Origin of the sequence: Anaerosolibacter carboniphilus (assembly GCF_014205875.1) — a bacterium.
Taxonomy (GTDB): Bacteria; Bacillota; Clostridia; order Peptostreptococcales; family Thermotaleaceae; genus Anaerosolibacter; species Anaerosolibacter carboniphilus.
In genome coordinates this window covers 20,816-38,618 of record NZ_JACHEN010000033.1, presented here as the reverse complement: position 1 = coordinate 38,618, position 17,803 = coordinate 20,816, and the positions used below count along the sequence as shown (strand labels likewise).

At 33.8% G+C, this 17,803-nt stretch carries 15 protein-coding genes and 1 riboswitch; of the genes, 14 read left to right on the top strand and 1 reads right to left on the bottom strand.

All coding sequences use genetic code 11. The annotated features are described in order from the left end of the window. The first annotated feature begins 191 nt into the window (after positions 1 to 191). The 12 genes from HNQ80_RS20810 to eno all read left to right on the top strand — a co-directional run bounded on the left by HNQ80_RS20810 (position 192) and on the right by eno (position 12,573). Entirely contained in the window at positions 192 to 1,274 is a 1,083-nt protein-coding gene (locus HNQ80_RS20810; protein WP_184312623.1) for a GGDEF domain-containing protein, read from the top strand. 458 nt (positions 1,275 to 1,732) lie between these two features. Beyond that, a complete protein-coding gene (locus tag HNQ80_RS20805; protein WP_184312622.1) occupies positions 1,733 to 1,906 on the top strand; it encodes a hypothetical protein in 174 nt (57 codons plus the stop codon). A gap of 616 nt (positions 1,907 to 2,522) precedes the next feature. Then, the gene (locus HNQ80_RS20800; protein WP_184312621.1) at positions 2,523 to 3,071 is read left to right on the top strand and encodes a GNAT family N-acetyltransferase; all 549 of its coding nucleotides are present in this window, start codon (positions 2,523 to 2,525) and stop codon (positions 3,069 to 3,071) included. A gap of 343 nt (positions 3,072 to 3,414) precedes the next feature. Beyond that, entirely contained in the window at positions 3,415 to 3,783 is a 369-nt protein-coding gene (locus HNQ80_RS20795; RefSeq protein ID WP_184312620.1) for a hypothetical protein, read from the top strand. A gap of 608 nt (positions 3,784 to 4,391) precedes the next feature. Further along, complete coding sequence (speB, locus tag HNQ80_RS20790; protein WP_184312619.1) at positions 4,392 to 5,321, top strand: agmatinase; 930 nt, start codon at positions 4,392 to 4,394, stop codon at positions 5,319 to 5,321. Between the two features lie 313 nt (positions 5,322 to 5,634). Next, positions 5,635 to 6,696, top strand: coding sequence for a PucR family transcriptional regulator (locus HNQ80_RS20785; RefSeq protein ID WP_184312618.1), 1,062 nt, complete (start codon positions 5,635 to 5,637; stop codon positions 6,694 to 6,696). Between the two features lie 228 nt (positions 6,697 to 6,924). After that, entirely contained in the window at positions 6,925 to 7,917 is a 993-nt protein-coding gene (locus HNQ80_RS20780; RefSeq protein WP_184312617.1) for an ornithine cyclodeaminase family protein, read from the top strand. Between the two features lie 27 nt (positions 7,918 to 7,944). Further along, complete coding sequence (locus HNQ80_RS20775; RefSeq protein WP_184312616.1) at positions 7,945 to 9,066, top strand: aminotransferase; 1,122 nt, start codon at positions 7,945 to 7,947, stop codon at positions 9,064 to 9,066. A 27-nt stretch (positions 9,067 to 9,093) separates the two neighbouring features. Then, positions 9,094 to 9,954, top strand: a complete 861-nt coding sequence (locus HNQ80_RS20770) for a DMT family transporter (protein WP_184312615.1) — start codon at positions 9,094 to 9,096, stop codon at positions 9,952 to 9,954. Positions 9,955 to 10,268: 314 nt separating this feature from the next. After that, positions 10,269 to 10,340, top strand: a riboswitch (Fluoride riboswitch). Between the two features lie 74 nt (positions 10,341 to 10,414). Continuing rightward, on the top strand, positions 10,415 to 10,816 hold the full coding sequence (crcB, locus tag HNQ80_RS20765; protein ID WP_184312614.1) for a fluoride efflux transporter CrcB: 402 nt from the start codon (positions 10,415 to 10,417) through the stop codon (positions 10,814 to 10,816). A 10-nt stretch (positions 10,817 to 10,826) separates the two neighbouring features. Continuing rightward, positions 10,827 to 11,159 (top strand): DUF190 domain-containing protein, encoded by a 333-nt coding sequence (locus HNQ80_RS20760; RefSeq protein ID WP_184312613.1) that lies wholly within the window; start codon positions 10,827 to 10,829, stop codon positions 11,157 to 11,159. A gap of 133 nt (positions 11,160 to 11,292) precedes the next feature. Then, the gene (gene eno, locus HNQ80_RS20755) at positions 11,293 to 12,573 is read left to right on the top strand and encodes a phosphopyruvate hydratase (protein WP_184312612.1); all 1,281 of its coding nucleotides are present in this window, start codon (positions 11,293 to 11,295) and stop codon (positions 12,571 to 12,573) included. Between the two features lie 152 nt (positions 12,574 to 12,725). Here eno and HNQ80_RS20750 read toward each other — a convergent pair whose 3' ends face one another. Next, positions 12,726 to 13,094 (bottom strand): ABC transporter permease, encoded by a 369-nt coding sequence (locus tag HNQ80_RS20750; RefSeq protein WP_330602986.1) that lies wholly within the window; start codon positions 13,092 to 13,094, stop codon positions 12,726 to 12,728. Positions 13,095 to 13,390: 296 nt separating this feature from the next. Here HNQ80_RS20750 and HNQ80_RS20745 point away from each other — a divergent pair, with 296 nt between their 5' ends. Together HNQ80_RS20745 and HNQ80_RS20740 are read left to right on the top strand one after the other, a co-directional pair. After that, positions 13,391 to 14,725, top strand: coding sequence for a radical SAM/SPASM domain-containing protein (locus HNQ80_RS20745; RefSeq protein ID WP_184312611.1), 1,335 nt, complete (start codon positions 13,391 to 13,393; stop codon positions 14,723 to 14,725). 15 nt (positions 14,726 to 14,740) lie between these two features. Continuing rightward, positions 14,741 to 17,347 carry a DEAD/DEAH box helicase gene (locus HNQ80_RS20740; protein ID WP_184312610.1) on the top strand — a complete coding sequence of 869 codons (2,607 nt, stop codon included), beginning with the start codon at positions 14,741 to 14,743 and terminating at the stop codon, positions 17,345 to 17,347. Positions 17,348 to 17,803: the final 456 nt, after the last annotated feature.

The following is a 17,803-nucleotide window of genomic DNA, read 5'->3' as shown; positions in this document are numbered from 1 at the left end:
AAGCTTATAGACATAGAAAAATTTTATGGAGTTGTGGAAAAATAGACAAAAGTAAATGAAGGATAGCTTTGTGCATAGAGTATAGCTCAATCTTTCTATATTATGTAAATGAAAATTTGATTTCATTGTTGGAAATGGTTGACGATTGGGATATAATTTTGAGGAGTGAAAGAAATATAGGAGGCTTTTCAATGGTAAACGATTTATTTATTAATGTACTTTTGCTGATTTCATTTACATCTGTCAGTGGACATATTTTAAAAGAAGTTCCAGAAAGCCTAATTAACAAAACTTATTGGAAGGTACTAATTGGAATTGGTGGCGGAATACTAGGAATATTAATGATGGTCTATACAATACAGGTTGTTGGAACCAATACGCTGTTGGACCTTCGGGCTTTATCAATGATCATGGTGAGTAGTATGGGTGGTCTGATATCTACCATAGTAACAGGATTTATCATTGTTTTGTATCGTGTAGGTTACTTTGGAATAAATCAGTCCTCCGTTTTTGCTGTAGTCCATATATGTTTGTATGTAGTATCTTTTCATATCATCAATAAGAAATTCAAGACATATGAGCAGAATTGGTTTGTGAAACTTGCTGTTGCATTGGTTATTTTAGTTACAACATTTCTTTACTTACTGAGGAATATAGAGGGTCATTATTTAATGATATTTAAATTTGCTATAGTAGTTGTATGTGCCGGAACCCTCGAATACTATCTATTGAAATATACACAGCGATCTAATGCATTATATAGAATCTACAGAAAAGATTCGACAAAAGATTTTCTTACAGGACTTAATAATACAAGGAGCTTTGATAATTTACTGAATATAAGCTTTAATAGAGTAAAGGAAAATAGTGAGAAGCTGTCCTGTTTAATGATTGATATAGACCATTTTAAAAAGGTTAATGATACTTTTGGACATCCTGTTGGAGATGTAGTCTTGAGAGAATTTGCAGATATTCTGAAGAAGAATTGTAGAAATTTCGATATTGTTGGACGAGTAGGAGGAGAAGAGTTTTGTGTTTTGCTTTTAGATTGTGATAGAACTCGATCTTTTGAGATAGGTATGCGGATAAGAGATGCAGTAAAAGAGCATAAATTTCCTATAGGAAATGATAACGTCATCAAAATTTCTGTTTCTATAGGAGTTGCAACCTACCCAGATACTGTAGGAAGATTAGAAGAAATTATGGAGAAGGCTGATGTTGCCTTGTATAAAGCGAAACAAACAGGGCGTGACAAGGTCTGTGAAAATAGTTAGTATTAGGTAAAGATATCAAGAATGAACAAGGGTTGGACTATTCGTTCCGCCCTTGTTTTATTTAGTAATGTAATTGATTGCTTAAACAATGAAAGGTCAAAGAAGATTTGTAGGTCGTCTACTGAGTAAACTCACAAGCCAAACTTAAGACAGGAGTTACTTCACCAATAAATAGATTAAAGAAGCAGGGTTATGCTGTTGCGTTTAACTATAAGGATACGTTAACCGTAGTAAATGAAGGCTACATGCTATGGAGGCATAAAAGAGACTAAGTAGTAGCCTGTCATTGAGCTTGCTCTTGGATCTATTTTCATACAGATCAGTAGAAGCTTTTTGTTTTTATAAAATTTTACCACGTAATTTGGAAAAAGTGTTAATTAATAATTATTATGGGTAAATAAGAAAAATATTAGATCATTTTTAAAATATATTTGTATATTAATGAAGGAGGAATTTTAATGTCAAACATTTACAACAACCCTTACCTAAAAGATTACGGACAGTCTCAAACAGAGAGAATGGCAAGAGAAAGAAATGAGCATGAACGAATGAATAAAATTGAGAGTGGGCTAGCAGCGATTATTGAAGAGCTAAGAATTATTAGAACTAAGATTGACAAAATGGAGAGTTAGGAAGATTAATACATATACTCAGCCGGAAAGACACTAGCTTGAAATGCTGGAGAAATATGGAGCTAAGTACAGATAAGCTAGATCTAAGAAGAAAGCCTAGATACTCTTTGGAGCGTCTGTAAAAAGTTTGTGGGTTTGTTGTTCAGCGAACTCGCAAACTTTTCGTATTTTTGCTCATAATGATGAAGAAGACATTGTTTATGTAATATGGTTCATCATGCTCTTTTCGAAATATGTAACACCTTGCTATCAATAAAACTCACAGGAAAATCGGTTTTATAGAGTCAGCGAAATTACTTTTCAATTTTAGGAGAAGTTCAAGGCAGGAAAGAATTCATTCTAGAAATCGGGTTAACAGCATTATGCAGAATAGGTATTTAATAATAGGTACAACGATACATGCTGGTGTTCTATAAACATACAAATAGTGATTTAAGTCGAGAAATCCTAGATTAGAGTTTTTTATTTTAGTTTTAGTATATTTAGAATGATAATAAAATAGCAACAAGAAGTATACGGTGAAGATTGTGGCTTCAATAAATTGGAAAATACAGATTTATAGTGTATAATACCAGATAAGGATAATTATATTTACAAAGGCGAGGGGAGCTAGGGTATGTTAGAGGGAAGGAAGATAAACCTAAGGTTGATTGAGGATAAAGATATTCCAAGAATGCTTACTTTGATGAATGACTTAAATCATAGGGGAGAATACTTGGGAATCGATTTATACCATGAAACGAAAATACAAAAGCATTATGCAGATGCAGGATTCTGGGAAAATGATTTTGGACGTATGCTAATAACCGATAAGAATGACTGCGTCCTGGGTGCGATCACATTCTTCAAGGGAATGGGTGATAGTGAGGGATATGAGATAGGCTGCCAGATATATAGAAAAGAAGACCGTGGAAAAGGCTACAGTACTGAGGCAATTAAAATTTTTTGTGCATATGTTTTTGCCCTTAAGCCTATTCAGCGACTTCAGGTTTGCACTGCAAGTGAAAATGTGGCAGCTAGAAAAGCTGCAGAAAAATGTGGTTTTATCTATGAAGGGACCATGAGAAAAGCATTCTTTGCAAGGGGAAAATACCATGATCTAGATTTCCTTTCGATGCTTAGAGACGAATGTCCTTTGCTTTCAGAAGTGTTAGAAGATAAATAGCAAATAGAATTTTTCGCCTATTATGTAGATATATATGAATGTAATATACATTCAACTTCGCAAATAATAAAAAATACTATACTAGGTATACTGTAAAAAAGTTTGTGGGTCTGTTGTTTAATGAACCCACGACTTTTTTTATATTCTAAAAAATAAGCATTTTGAAATGTATATTTGTCGCTATCTCCACTTCATCATTCTCTTTTCAATTTACGTATTCAAAGATATGTAGCATGTATTCTATGTGTTACTGATATATTCATAGATTCTATATCTGTAACCTCATGGAAGGTTGGACATATTATACTATTGCAAGAGGGAATATGAAAGGAGGTGGAGGGGAATGAGAAAAGCAAGTGGTGACACACTGGAAATGCTAATATTTCCAGCTGACCAAATGGGAAAATATAATGAGTTTAAGAAACAATATGGAAATTTGTCTGAAAGACAAATATATAGAGAAATAACAAGGTTAAAAAATGAAGTGTCTCAAGACGTATTAGATAAACACATCAAGAATTTAGATGCTATATCAAAACTGGAAGGATTTATTACCGCAGATCAGAAATCGAGAATAGAGCAGGTCAAATCATTACTAGGTTATAAGAATGCTTCAAGAGCTAACGGCTCACAAAATCTGAGGGTAGAAACTGAGTTTGTATCTGGTACCAGTCTATTATTATGGTTCCTGATTTTGGTTGCGATATGGTAAAAATCAGAGATATACTAGCGCATAAGAGCAATGGAAACTTTGATATGAAAGTAATTTGGTACTAACAGATACATCATAATGACATCACGCAAAGTGGAGTATTGCATATTTTAAATAAATTGAGACTATAAAAAGTTTGTGGGCCCCACAAACTTTTTATAGTCTCAAGAGTAAGCATTAATCACTCAAGTTGTACCTGTGTGTTTTTTATCTCCACTTCATCATTCTCTTTTCAAAATATGCAACTCCTTGATACATTATCGTAGCAAGGACTGCTAGGATGATTACATTGGTCATGACGAGGTCAAGCTTGAACACCTGTCCACCATAGACGATCAGATAACCAATACCCCGATGAACAAAGAAAGGCAGCAGATAGATTTAATAAAACAAGAATACATTATGATACATGGTAAAGAATTAAGTTTATGTGATACAATATAAATAGACAATCGCCAATGGTGAAAGCAGGACAAGGAGGCAGATAAAATGTACCAAAAGCAATTCTATAATCTGATCGCTTTCCTTTTGGCTATAAGCACCCCGTATGTACCTACCTTCTTTTTAGGGATTATTATGTAGAACATTAACATACGGGAGTGAACCATATGAAAAAAACAGAAGAAATGATACAAGAATCAAATATTTGGGCAGGGCTTAATAGACCGAATTTATCCATGTCAGATGCGGATATTGTTGTTTTCGGCATTCCATACGATGGCGGTGTAAGTTTTAGAAGTGGAGCCAAGGATGCACCAGCTGCCCTACGGGAAATCACTTATACCATAGCTCCGACTACAGAGTATTTCGAAGATATTTCCGATCTCAAAATTTTGGACATTGGCGACTTTGCTGAGCCTAACCGTGAGGATTTATTTGCAAGAGTTCAAGATAAGGTATGTGAACTTGTAAAACAAAATAAATTCTTTACAATGATTGGCGGGGATCATTCTACAACTATTCCAGTGCAAAGAGGAATTAATGACGCATTGAAGGAACCCTTTGGAATTATTCATATAGACGCACACTTTGATCTTTGCGATGAGTTAGAAGGAGATACCTTTTCCCATGGTTCAACTGAGCGTAGAGCACTTGAACTCAATAATGTTACCTCGACCGATAACATTTTCTTTATTGGCATTCGTTCTATTGAAATGGATGAATTGGCATTTATGAGAAATCATAAAGTTCACGTTATCAATGCCCATGATTTTCATAACCTTGGCGTCAGCCAAGTAGTGGATATAGTAAAAACTCAGATGGAGGCATTCAATAAAATATATTTAACTCTGGATATTGATTGTTTAGATCCAGCCTATGCAGCAGGAACTGGAACGCCTCAGTTTGGAGGTCTTTACTCACGCGATCTACTGAATCTACTCAAAGGGTTATTTGACCTTCCTATAATTGGTTTTGATATTGTAGAGATTTCACCAAAGTTAGACCCTTCGCTTACTTCACTATTTGCTGGGAGAAAAATTATCACGGAATGCTGGGGACATCATCATAGAAAAATGAACCAGTTGAAATCAAAATAATACACAAAGGCGATGGAGATAATTTTAATGACTCATGAGCCTAGAAAAAACCAAGTACTGAGGAGCCAAACAGAATAAAGAATGTTCTAAAGTTAAGAATTAGCATTACATGATTTTAAGGTGATACATTAGGAAAAACACTGTAGAAGGGCAATTCAGTTTATATTTGCTCTTCTATTTTTATATTTTCTATCTAGGGGTCAAAAGCTCTTATCCTTCTACAGTAGCAACAATATTACATAATGCTAATAGTAGCATGATTAATTATGAAATTTATAGTTTCATAATATTATAGTAGAAAAGATGGTGTAAAATGATGATTACAGTATCTGAAGTTATTAAGAATGGCACTCTAAAGAATTTCCTCATAGTGTGTGGAGTTAGCGGTCTAGGCAATGAGGTTACGAAAACAGGTATCATAGATTATGAATTTGCCATTGAAGGATTCTTTGAGAACAATCAACCATTTGGGTATGGAGATTTTTTAGTTGCCAGTCTTATGTTTACAAATGGAGATGAATCTATACTTTTGAAAATGGTTGAAAAACTGATTGAGCTGAGAGTCAGTGGTTTGGCAGTAAAAAATATATTCTTTAAGACAATACCTAGAAGCGTTGTAGACCTTTGTAATGAAAAGGCATTTCCAATTGTTTTATTTGACAATAGCCTCTATTTTGAGGAAATTATCACTGAAATAGATAATATTATTCAGGTATCAGATTGGGTGAAGCAAATTGAAACCAAAATAGGATTATTGTATCTAAAAGATCTAACACGCCGCGAAGTTGAAGTTATTTCCAAAGAAATGAGGATTTCTCAACGAAAGCATGGTGTTGCATTCTTTATGATTCCAAAGATATCTTTACGGCATTTGAATATGCAGCATATAATAAATAGCTACAGGAATCATCCTTATCATGATGAGAAAATTTCCTTCTTTAAATATCAGCAAGCTTTTGTAGTTATTGTGGCATCTGATAGTGATATAAAACCCAAATTTGAAAAATCTTTTTTGGATATGCTTCATCTAATCGGTATTCAAGTGTCAGATTATTGTGTTGGGATCAGTTCAATTCATGACCCTGTAGGAGAGTTGGATGTTTGCATCAAAGAAGCTATTTGGAGTCAAAAGGTTGCTAGTATTATGGCGGTTGAACGAAAGAAATTTTCTGATATAGGAACTTGGAGCATTTTGTTGTGTAATCAGCAATTTAAACATATAACCCAATACATGGAGCATTATCTCAAATCAATTAAAAATAATTCTTCGGATTCTTCCAAGGAGCTTATAAAAACTGCTATTGCTTATATCAAATGTGAAGGTAATACAAAATTGACAGCTGACAGTCTCTTCATTCATGAAAATACAGTTTGATATCGAATGAACAAGATACGCGAAAAGCTTGATCCAAATGCAAACGATTTTGTCTTTTATGAAAACTTATCTCTAGCCGTTAAGATTTACTTGTTAAATGACCAGACGAACTTTTAGTCGCTACTTTTGTGAATAAACACAAAAGTAGCGACTTTTTTTATTATTCAAAACAATGATGTCCCTTCCAAATTATCTTATTATTAAGTAAAAAAGGAGGTCGTTGATCAAATGCAAAAAATATATGTTTTATCAGAAGAGGATACGAAGCAGCTGCTAGAAATGGACGAAGTTATTGAAGCTATCGAAAATGTTTACAGAGAAAAGTCCAGTGGAAGTGGGAAAGTATTCCCTCTTGTATTCCACGAATTTAAAAGAAGTGTTGCAGACATGGATATTAAGTCTGGAACACTTGATGAAATGAGAGTTTACGGACTAAAACTTGTTTCATGGTTTGGTGATAATCCTTCAAAAGGATTGCCAGCACTGTCTGGAATCGTCATGCTGTTTGATAAGAATACCGGTCTTCCGCTGGGTACCATTAATGCAGAGCATATGACTGGAATGAGAACAGGCGCTGCTGGAGCGATTGGAGCAAAGTATTTAGCAAGAAAAAATTCAGAGGTAATGTTGATGGTGGGTGCGGGACATCAGGCATCTTATCAGATAAGAGCAATACAAACTGTAATCAAAGGAATAAAGAAAGTACTGGTATATGATCCTATGAAGTTCGAATCTGCTGAAAGATTTGTAGATAGATTTGATTACAAATCAGATGGTATCGAATATATTCCAGTCAAAGATTTAGAAACCGCTGTAAGATCATCGGATATTATCGTTACTGCAACGCCATCTAGGAAGCCAATGATTATGAAAGAATGGGTAAAAAAGGGTACCCACTTTAGCTGTATGGGTTCAGACATGTCAGGAAAACAAGAAATTGATGAGAACATACTTAAAGTTGCAAGACTTTTTGCTGATGATATCCCTCAGTCAATAAGCGTTGGAGAATTAGAAATGGGAATTAAGAATGGCGCAATAACTCAAGAAGATATTATTTGTGAAATTGGAGATGTGCTAATAGGAAAATGTGATGGCAGAACATCGGATGATGAGATAACTGTGTTTGATTCTACAGGCATTGGTCTTCAGGATATTGCAGCTGGATATATGGCTATTATGAAAGCGAAAAAAAACAATATGGGCATCGAAGTAGAATTCTAATGCTCAATTAATTTAAGGAGGTTAACCATGAAAATCAGAGATTTTGGTGTTGAAATGTGGATGGCAAAGTATGAGAATGACGCTTTATACAATATTGCAGAAACTTGTGTTGCATCGATCACCGTAGATGAGTTGCTTGCAATAGCAGGTATGAAGGATGAGGCTTTTGAAAAGATTGGCAAAATGAAGATGACCTATGGTGCCATAGAAGGGTCCATGGAACTCCGGTCAGAGATATGTAAATTATATAAACATGTTGAAACAGAAAATGTTACAGTTACCCATGGCACTATAGGGGCAAATGCCCTAGTCTATGATGTCCTTGTAGAACCTAACGATCATGTGATATCTGTTTTACCCACTTATCAACAGCATTATTCTATTCCAGAATCTTTAGGGGCAAAAGTTGATATTTTACCCCTAAGATGGGAAAATGGGTTTCTCCCCGATATTGATGAATTAAAGTCTCTAATAAAGCCGAACACAAAAATGATAAGTATTAATAATCCCAACAATCCCACTGGAGCTGTTATGGGGCTTGATTTACTAAATGAAATCGTGGAGGTCGCAAAAAGTGTTGACGCTTATGTACTCTGTGATGAGGTTTACCGTGGTCTTGATCACGTAGAGGGATTTACTCCATCAATCGTGGATTTATATGATAAGGGTATCAGTACAGCGAGTCTTTCTAAAACATTTTCCCTTGCTGGTCTCAGAATAGGATGGGTAGTTGCACTGAAGGATGTTATTGTCATGGCTAACAAGAGAAGAGACTACAATATTATCAGCTGTGGCATGATTGATGATTATCTCGCTACCATCGCTCTTAAAAATAAGGATACGATACTCACAAGAAGCCTTTCGATTGTAAGAACAAATATTGAAATACTGAATAAATGGGTCAATGAATCAAAACATGTAGAATATATTCGTCCAAAAGGTGGCACGACAGCATTTTTAAAGTATTCAAGGGATATAAAGTCAGAAGAACTCTGCCAAGATATATTTGAAAAAGCTGGAGTTATGTTAGTTCCAGGCACAGCTTTAGATATGGAAGGATATTTAAGGGTAGGTTACGCAAATAGTTCAGAAGTTCTTATTGAAGGTTTAAAAAGGTTAGGAGAATACTTCGACAGATACTGGGCTTAGTATGCTACTCACAAAAGGGGTAAAAAGATGAATTCAAAAAAAGTTACATCACTAATTGGTTTATTTCTTGTCGCCATAATATGGGGATCTACCTTTACTTTTAATAAAATGGCACTTGATGGCTTGACACCCATAAGTCTTATGGCAGCAAGATTTATGATTGCATTCATAATAATGCTGATAATTTTTAGAAAGAAATTTGCCAATATTAGCATTGAAAATTGTACAGGCGGCATTTTCTGTGGACTTGCGTTATTCTTTGCCTTTGTCTTGCAGACATATGGGTTGATGTACACAACTGCTAGCAAACAAGCCTTTTTAAGCGGAGCTTATGTCATTGCCGTACCTTTCCTTACTTGGATAGCTTTTAAAAAAAGACCAAGTATAAAGACGTATTTAGGTGCCGCAATATGTTTCTATGGAATTTCACTACTTTCTTTTAATAAGGATATGAGCATTGGTATTGGAGATACTTTGACGCTAATAAGCAGTGTATTATTTGCGGCTCAAATTGTGATAGCTGGTTATTATATTGAAAAGGAAGATGCCGCCGTAATGGCTACGGTGCAGTTTGGCGTAATGGGCGTTCTATCAACAGTTGCTGTACTCATAATGAAAGATGTTAGTTTTATATCCCTAATTGCTGATATGACATCACCAACTAGTTTATCAGTTATATACCTAGGTATCATCGGAACGGCGGTTGCATATTATCTGCAAATCTTATGTCAAAGATACACAAGTCCAACAGCCACTTCGATTATTCTAAGTATGGAGGCTGTTTTTGGAACTCTGATTGCAGTAGCAATATTAGGTGATGTTTTTACGCTCAAAATGATATTTGGTTCAATTGCTATTCTTGTTTCTATTCTTATTAATGAGTTATAGTGTTTTTTAAGTAAGTTAGAAAGCCATCAGGAATCGCTCCTGATGGCTTTTTTATCTCCACTTCAACTGAGGATTTTTGTATCCGAAAGTGATTATTACGAGCTTTGTGATATGTAAATCTAATCAGGTTAGGATGTTGCAAAAATGAGATGATAGGAATAAGGAAGTGATCAAAATTCAGCTTATAAAATAATGCAGCCATTCTATCATCAAGGGGAGAAAAATTAAATAAGAAAAAACCTCACTTGAAGGATAAGGAATTATCTGCTACAATAGGGATATATTTGAAATATTCAGATTAAAACTAAATGATTATCAGCAAGGGAGATGAAGCTCTCCTAGGATAGCATCCGAAGCGTCTTTCGACTAATAGCTTCTACCGGTATGTATAGAATTGTGTACATTTGGTAGAAGTTTTTTATTTTATGAATAATTAAACAAGGGAAAGGGTGGATGTGTTGTGTGGGCAAAGGTCTTTGCATTGGGTTTAGGAGGATTCATTGGGAGTAATTTAAGATATTGGATTTCAAACTGGGTAATGGAACGTTTTGGACCATATTTTCCCTATGGAACCTTAGCTGTAAATGGCATAGGCTGTTTTATCCTAGGATTTATCACCGTATATGGAAATGAAGCGATTGAAATAACACCTACATTTAGGGTTTTCATAGCTCCAGGAATGGTCGGTGCGTTGACTACATTTTCAACCTTTTCGTTAGAATCGTTTAACCTGATGAGAGAATCAAACTATCTATCAGCAATATTAAATATTGCATTAAATATCTTTATTGGACTTTTCGCTGTAGAGTTAGGTTTTCTTGCTGCAAAAGCTTTTGCTGTTACAGCCAGTGAAGTAGCATAGGAGGATATTTATGAGAGTACAGGGAAAGGGAAAATTAATTAAAATCTATATTTCAGAGAGTCATAAGTATAAAAGCAAGCCGCTACACCATGTTATTGTGGAAAGAGCAAAAAAAGAAGATATGGCAGGGATAACAGTATATAGAGGCATTGAAGGTTTCGGAATGGACCATCATATTCACAGTACTCATATATTAACGCTGTCTGATGATTTGCCGTTGGTTTTGGAGATCGTAGATGCTGCAGAGAAAATAGATCATTTCCTATGTTGTCTAGACGAGTTGATGAAAGAAGGTTTAGTGATGATTGTGGATGATGTGAATATCATCAAGTATTTGAAATAGATTGCACATAAGGAGTATTTAGGGTAGAGATCAAGGCCAGCTCCTATTGTCAGGAGTTAATTAGTTTAACGTATTTAAAATGTTTCTAAAGATAGCCTAAACTATCAATCAATAAATAAAGGAGGATAAGAAAATGAAGATTAAAAATGTATTGGCAAGGGAAATATTAGACTCCAGAGGTAATCCAACCATCGAAGTAGATGTGGTTCTTGAGAATGGAATTATAGGAAGAGCAGCCATACCTTCAGGTGCTTCTACAGGAAGCTTTGAGGCGGTTGAATTAAGGGATGGTGAGAATAATAGATACTTTGGGAAAGGTGTTTTAAAGGCTGTTTGCAACGTTGAAAAGATTATTAAGCCTGCAATTATTGGAGAGAGTGTACTAGATCAAAGGAATATCGATAATCTGTTGATTGATCTTGATGGCACAGTGAATAAAGGTAAGTTAGGCGCCAATGCTATGTTAGGTGTTTCGTTGGCAGTTGCAAAGGCAGCGGCAGCATACCTAAATCTACCACTATATAGATATCTCGGTGGAACCAATGCTATTACAATTCCGGTGCCCATGATGAATATCTTAAATGGTGGGAAACATGCAGATAACAACGTAGACATTCAAGAATTTATGGTCATGCCTACAGGTGCGACTTCATTTAGAGATGCCCTCAGAATATGTGCTGAAGTATATCATAGCCTTAAGGCGTTATTGAAGAAAAATGGTCTTAATACATCTATTGGTGATGAGGGTGGATTTGCACCAAATCTAGCATCTAACGAACAAGCTCTTCAATATATTGTTGAAGCCATTGAAAAAGCAAATTATGAACCGGGAAAAGATGTAATGATTGCCTTAGACCCAGCAGCCTCAGAGTTTTATGTAGCTGGTAAGTATGATTTAGTAGGGCAAGGGGTAGTAATGGACTCGTCTGAACTGATTTCATACTATGAATACTTGATTGGTAAGTATCCTATTATATCCATTGAGGATGGTTTCCACGAGGAAGACTGGCATGCATTCCAAAAAATGAATGATATATTTGGCGATCGTATTCAGATCATGGGGGATGATCTTTATGTTACGAATCCTAATAGATTGCAAAGAGGTATTAAAGAGAGAACTACAAATTCAATTCTTATTAAGCTAAATCAGATAGGAACACTATCTGAGACACTGGATACCATCCAAATGGCACATAGAGCTGGCTATACAACCGTTGTATCCCATCGCTCAGGAGAAACGGAAGACACCACCATTGCTGATTTGGTTGTGGCGGTTAATGCAGGTCAGATTAAAACCGGCGCCCCTGCTCGATCAGAACGGGTAGCAAAATACAATCAGTTGTTAAGAATTGAAGAGCAACTAGGCACAACAGCTACATATCTTGGAAGAAAGTGCTTTTATAACTTGAAATAATAGGTTTTGGGCAACTAAAGCTATATTAATCTGCAGTAGAAAGCCACACTTAAAAATAGTGTGGCTTTTACCATTATTCATTAAACGCACAAACTCTTCTATAACCTCAAAAATAAGCATTTAATACCTAGACTTACGGGTGCTTATTCTCCTTATCTCCACTTCATCATTCTCTTTTCAAAATATGCAACTCCTTGATACATGACCGTAGCTAGGACTGCTAAGATGATTACGCTGGTCATCACAAGATCCAGTTTAAACACCTGACCACCATAGACGATCAGATAACCAATACCTGCCCGGGATACCATGAACTCTCCTACGATAACCCCTACCCAGGATAAGCCTACATTGATCTTAAGTGCATTTACAATGGTCGGTACGCTGGCAGGGAAGACTACTTTCTGGAGTATCTGTTGTTTTGTAGCGCCAAAGGTTTCCAACATTTTTATCTTTTCCTCATCAACTTCCTTAAATCCTCCATACACACCAAGAATCGTAACCACAATGGATACAGCGATTGTGATATGTAACGATACAATGTGGTGACTATTTAGAATTTTAGGACAAATACATGTTAAAATATTTACTTTTTTGGATAATTATAGTAAAATGATATTACTTACAACATTCTGGAAAGAGAGGGCTGCCAAATGAAAAAAATTGTTTTGAAATGGAAAAAAACAAGTGTTAAAGATAGTTCAAGGGTAAGTACTATGTACTGCTTTAAGAGTTGTTCTGTAAATCAAAACTAAAAACTAAACACGAGAAGACTGGCAAAGGTCTTCTCATTTTCTTTTTTAGGAGGGAAAAATACATGGAAGAAATCGAGATTCAGCTTGATATAGAGAAGCAGTACGCAATGCCGAAATATTTGGTAGTTAGACAATTTGAAGATAAAATACTTGTGATTTCTCCAGAAAGTGCAAATTGGTTAGTACTAGAAAATGATGATCAATTATTAATTTTTAATGAATTAAAAAATAACAGTGTTGAAGATGTTATTGCTTTTATGGAAGAAAGAAATATTGAAGAAGAAGACTTAATACATGTATTAACTGAGTTAGAAGCAAAAAAATTTGAAGATAATAATATCACTTTACCTCAACGTAATGGGTTATGTATTTATTTGACTGATGAATGTAATCTAAGGTGTAAGCACTGCTATATGTACTCTGGAACGAAGAAAAATAATGAGCTAACAACCGCTGAAATTCTATCACTATTAGATAACTTTAAGAAGTATAATGGCGAGGTTGTTACTTTCACAGGTGGTGAGGTAGCCCTTAGAGCTGATTTAACTGATATACTAAATTATTCTAAGGGACTTGGACTAAAAAATACACTTCTGACTAATGGTCTCGTTTGGAGTGATGAGTTAATCGATAGAGCAACTCCTTTTATAGATGAAATACAAATCAGTATTGATGGTTATGATGAAAAAAGCAATGCTCAGATAAGAGGAAATGGAAATTTTGAAAAAGTACTATTGGTAGTAGATAAGTTAGTCAAACGTGGGCTAAAAGTGGCTATTGCGATTACACCCACTTTTGAGGAATTAAAAGAGAATAAAGACAAGTATATTGAATTTGGCAAAATGCTGATTCAGCAGTATAATGATAAGCATTTTTACATAAAGTTTAATGCTGAATTACTGGATGGTAGAGATATAGAAGTAAACGAAGTCATAAATAACGAATATTCAGAGCTTATGAAATACGTAATCAATTCATGTTACCCTGAATCATATAGGAATGAATTCATATTAAATCATGAGAACAATACAGTATTTGACAACTGTGGTTATGGCGGCATAACTGTATCTTCAGATGGAGATATATATTTTTGCAATAGGATTCATGAATTAAGAAGCTATGGAAATCTACGATTTTCAAACTTCGATGAGATAATGAATCTTTCAAAGATGGCTATGGAATTATCGAATATAAATAAGCTGAGACCTTGTTGTGACTGCGATTTAAAAAATATTTGTGGTGGAGGCTGCAGAATAAAGTATTTTAAGGATCTAATTGAGCTTTCCAAGCTTGAAAAAAATTCCTATAATAGCTTTAAACCTCGAAAATGTGATGCGAAAGAAAAAGAGAAGTACTATAAATTAATGATAGAGACTAATGAGGATTTCTATCGTTAATAGGGAGATGGTATTTTGAATGATTTAGTGATGTCCATAAATCTTAATGAGACATTAAAGAACAACGTACTGATTGTTGAGTTTTTTCTGGGAAAAATCAAATACATTAAGAATAAGACATTTTCAGGACCTTTAAGAAAGATAAGTCTAGATATATCTGAAAGCAGCAATTTGACTAACGAGCAGCTTATAAGGCTTAAGAATTTAATTGTTCATGATGATGACGCTCAGATTTCAAAGAACAAATATGCTCTAGACCAAGGTCAGTTTTATAAGGTACTAGAATTTATAAAGGAAAATGGCTTGCTTAATTTATATTGTATTTCAAAAGATAAAAAGCATCATTTAGTAGAAGACATTATCTTGAGTAATGCTAACTCTAGAAGAATTATGGAACAGCTTGAAAATTATACATTTTCAAAAACAAACGAATACGTATATGTTAAATTAGTTTCCAGTGAAATCGTGTATAGAGAGAATAAGCTATTCTATCGTTTGAATAAAATAGCACCCGTTGAAGCATTCCATCGAGGTATAAAACGTGAAATAGCAGTAGATAAAGTTAAAGCTATTGAATTATCAAAAATCCAGCCAAACCCTCATGCATACATCTATAAAGAGGAGAATAAGTATCTTTTGAATCTATTTTTTGATTATAATGGTATAGAAATACCGAGCAATAGTAAAATTGAATTTATTAGAGATGATAATGAACAATACTTCCGCGACATTAATAAAGAAGATAAAAAAATAAGAATACTAGAAGAATGTGGGTGGAAGAGGGCAAAAATGAATATATTTTCAAGGGATAATATTTGGAGTATTCAGGTATCCGTTGATAAATTAATTGAAAATGGTTTTACAGTTTTTTGGGAAAATGAGAAGCCCGTGTTACATTCTTCAAATATCCAATACAGCATTTCTTATAATATTAATTGGTTTGAACTTGAATCTACTATAAACATTGGAGATAATTCGTATAATTTAGCCGATTCTATTGATTTGAAAAAAAGAAAGAGACAATATATTGAAGTTGATGATAAAGTGATTTTTTTGCCGGAAATTTTGAATAAGAATAAATTAACTTTAAGCAATCAACAAGATAAATTCATAATAAGTAAACACAATATTAGACAGTTATTTGATTTGTCAGAAGAGCTAAATATTGAAAAAATAGACGGTTATGAGAAGTTTATTGCTTATGATAGTATTGATATTGATGTGCCTGCATATTTAATAAACTTACTACGTGATTATCAGATCGATGGGGTTAAGTGGCTTAAATATCTTTATAAGAATTCATTTGGTGGATGCTTAGGAGATGATATGGGACTTGGAAAAACTCTGCAAGTAATTTCATTTTTGTCTGAACAAGAAATTATGAGTAATAGCTTAATTAATCTTGTAGTTGTTCCAAAATCACTTTTATTTAATTGGGAAAGAGAAATTAGAAGATTCAGTCCGGAAATGAAAGTCATTATGTACCATGGAGACAATAGAAACAGCATAATAAAAAATATACAAAGAAATTGTACAGTGCTAACAACTTATGGAACAATATTAAATGACATAGAAAAAATTAGAGGCTTAAATATTAATTGTTTAATCTTAGATGAAGTACAATACATAAAGAATTCTGTATCCAAGACATATAAAGCGATCAGTAAGTTGAGTGCTAGAATAAAAATAGGTCTTTCTGGAACTCCTTTCGAAAATAATGTAACTGAATTATGGGCATTGATGAATGTCTTAAACCCTGGGCTTTTTGGAAGTAAAAAGGACTTTATAAAAAAATATTCAGATATCAATGATAACAAAAAAGCTCTAATACAATTAAAGAAGATGATCAAGCCATTTATATTGCGAAGAAAAAAGTTAGAAGTTCTTCCAAACCTACCCGAGAAGTTTGAGCAGGAAATTTATTGTGATATGACACATCAACAAAAAGAATTATACGATAGTATTTTAACGAAAATTAGAAATGAAATTAATAGATTACCAACCAGGTACGAAATTAAAGACAATGCTTTAATTCTAGAAGGCTTGTTATATCTAAGGCAGATTTGTTGTCATCCAAAGCTATTGAGGAAAGAACTTAATATAAACAACTGCTATGAATCAGAAAAGTTTGAGCTATTTAAAATTAAGATGGAAGAAATAATGAACAACAAAGGCAAAGTAGTTGTGTTTAGTCAGTTTACTAGTATGCTAAAAATAATGGAAAAATGGATAAAACAAAAAAAATGGAATTATTTTTACCTTGATGGCACAGTAAAAAACCGTCAAAAGATTGTTGAGGGATTTGAGAAATCGAATGAGGGAATCTTTTTGATTAGTTTAAAAGCTGGTGGTGTAGGCTTGAATTTAGTTTCAAGTCAGTATGCTATCATTTATGATCCTTGGTGGAATCCTGCTGTTGAAGATCAAGCAGCTGATAGAATATATAGAATTGGTCAAACAGAAAATGTATTTATCTATAGATTTATTACAGTGGATTCTATAGAAGAAAAAATCCAAGAACTCAAAAAGGTAAAAAATCTAATCTCACTTAGCATTCTAGATGATTTGGATAAACCCAAAAGCATCACAATAGAAGATTTGAAACATATACTGACAGATTAAATATAGTAATTCCAGCTTTTGTAGAAATTTATAGATTTATAGAAGCCATTCTAGATATAGAAAAGTCATCAAGTACTTTTGTTAGGCAGACAACTTGTATAGTTGAAAATATCGAATGAAATAAAGATATCTAAGTACAAGCAGGTATAAATGATTTTTTTACTTCATATTTTAGCACCTATAAATGCTACAGGTGCTTTTTCATTTCCTTTCTAAATAATAGGTCTATTTCGAAATATATCCATTATACCTTAATGTCTAAAGGAGAAAATAGATAATTGCCTGATTATTAAGGTCCCATCCCAATACCTTTATTTCGATAACAGATTTGCTTGGTTCTTCTTTGTACTTTATGATAAAATTCAAATATGAAAAATTTGGTAAAAGCTTATATTTGAGCTAGGAAGGAAAAATGTAATGAAGGATATAACGAAAATAATCGATCTTATTATAAAT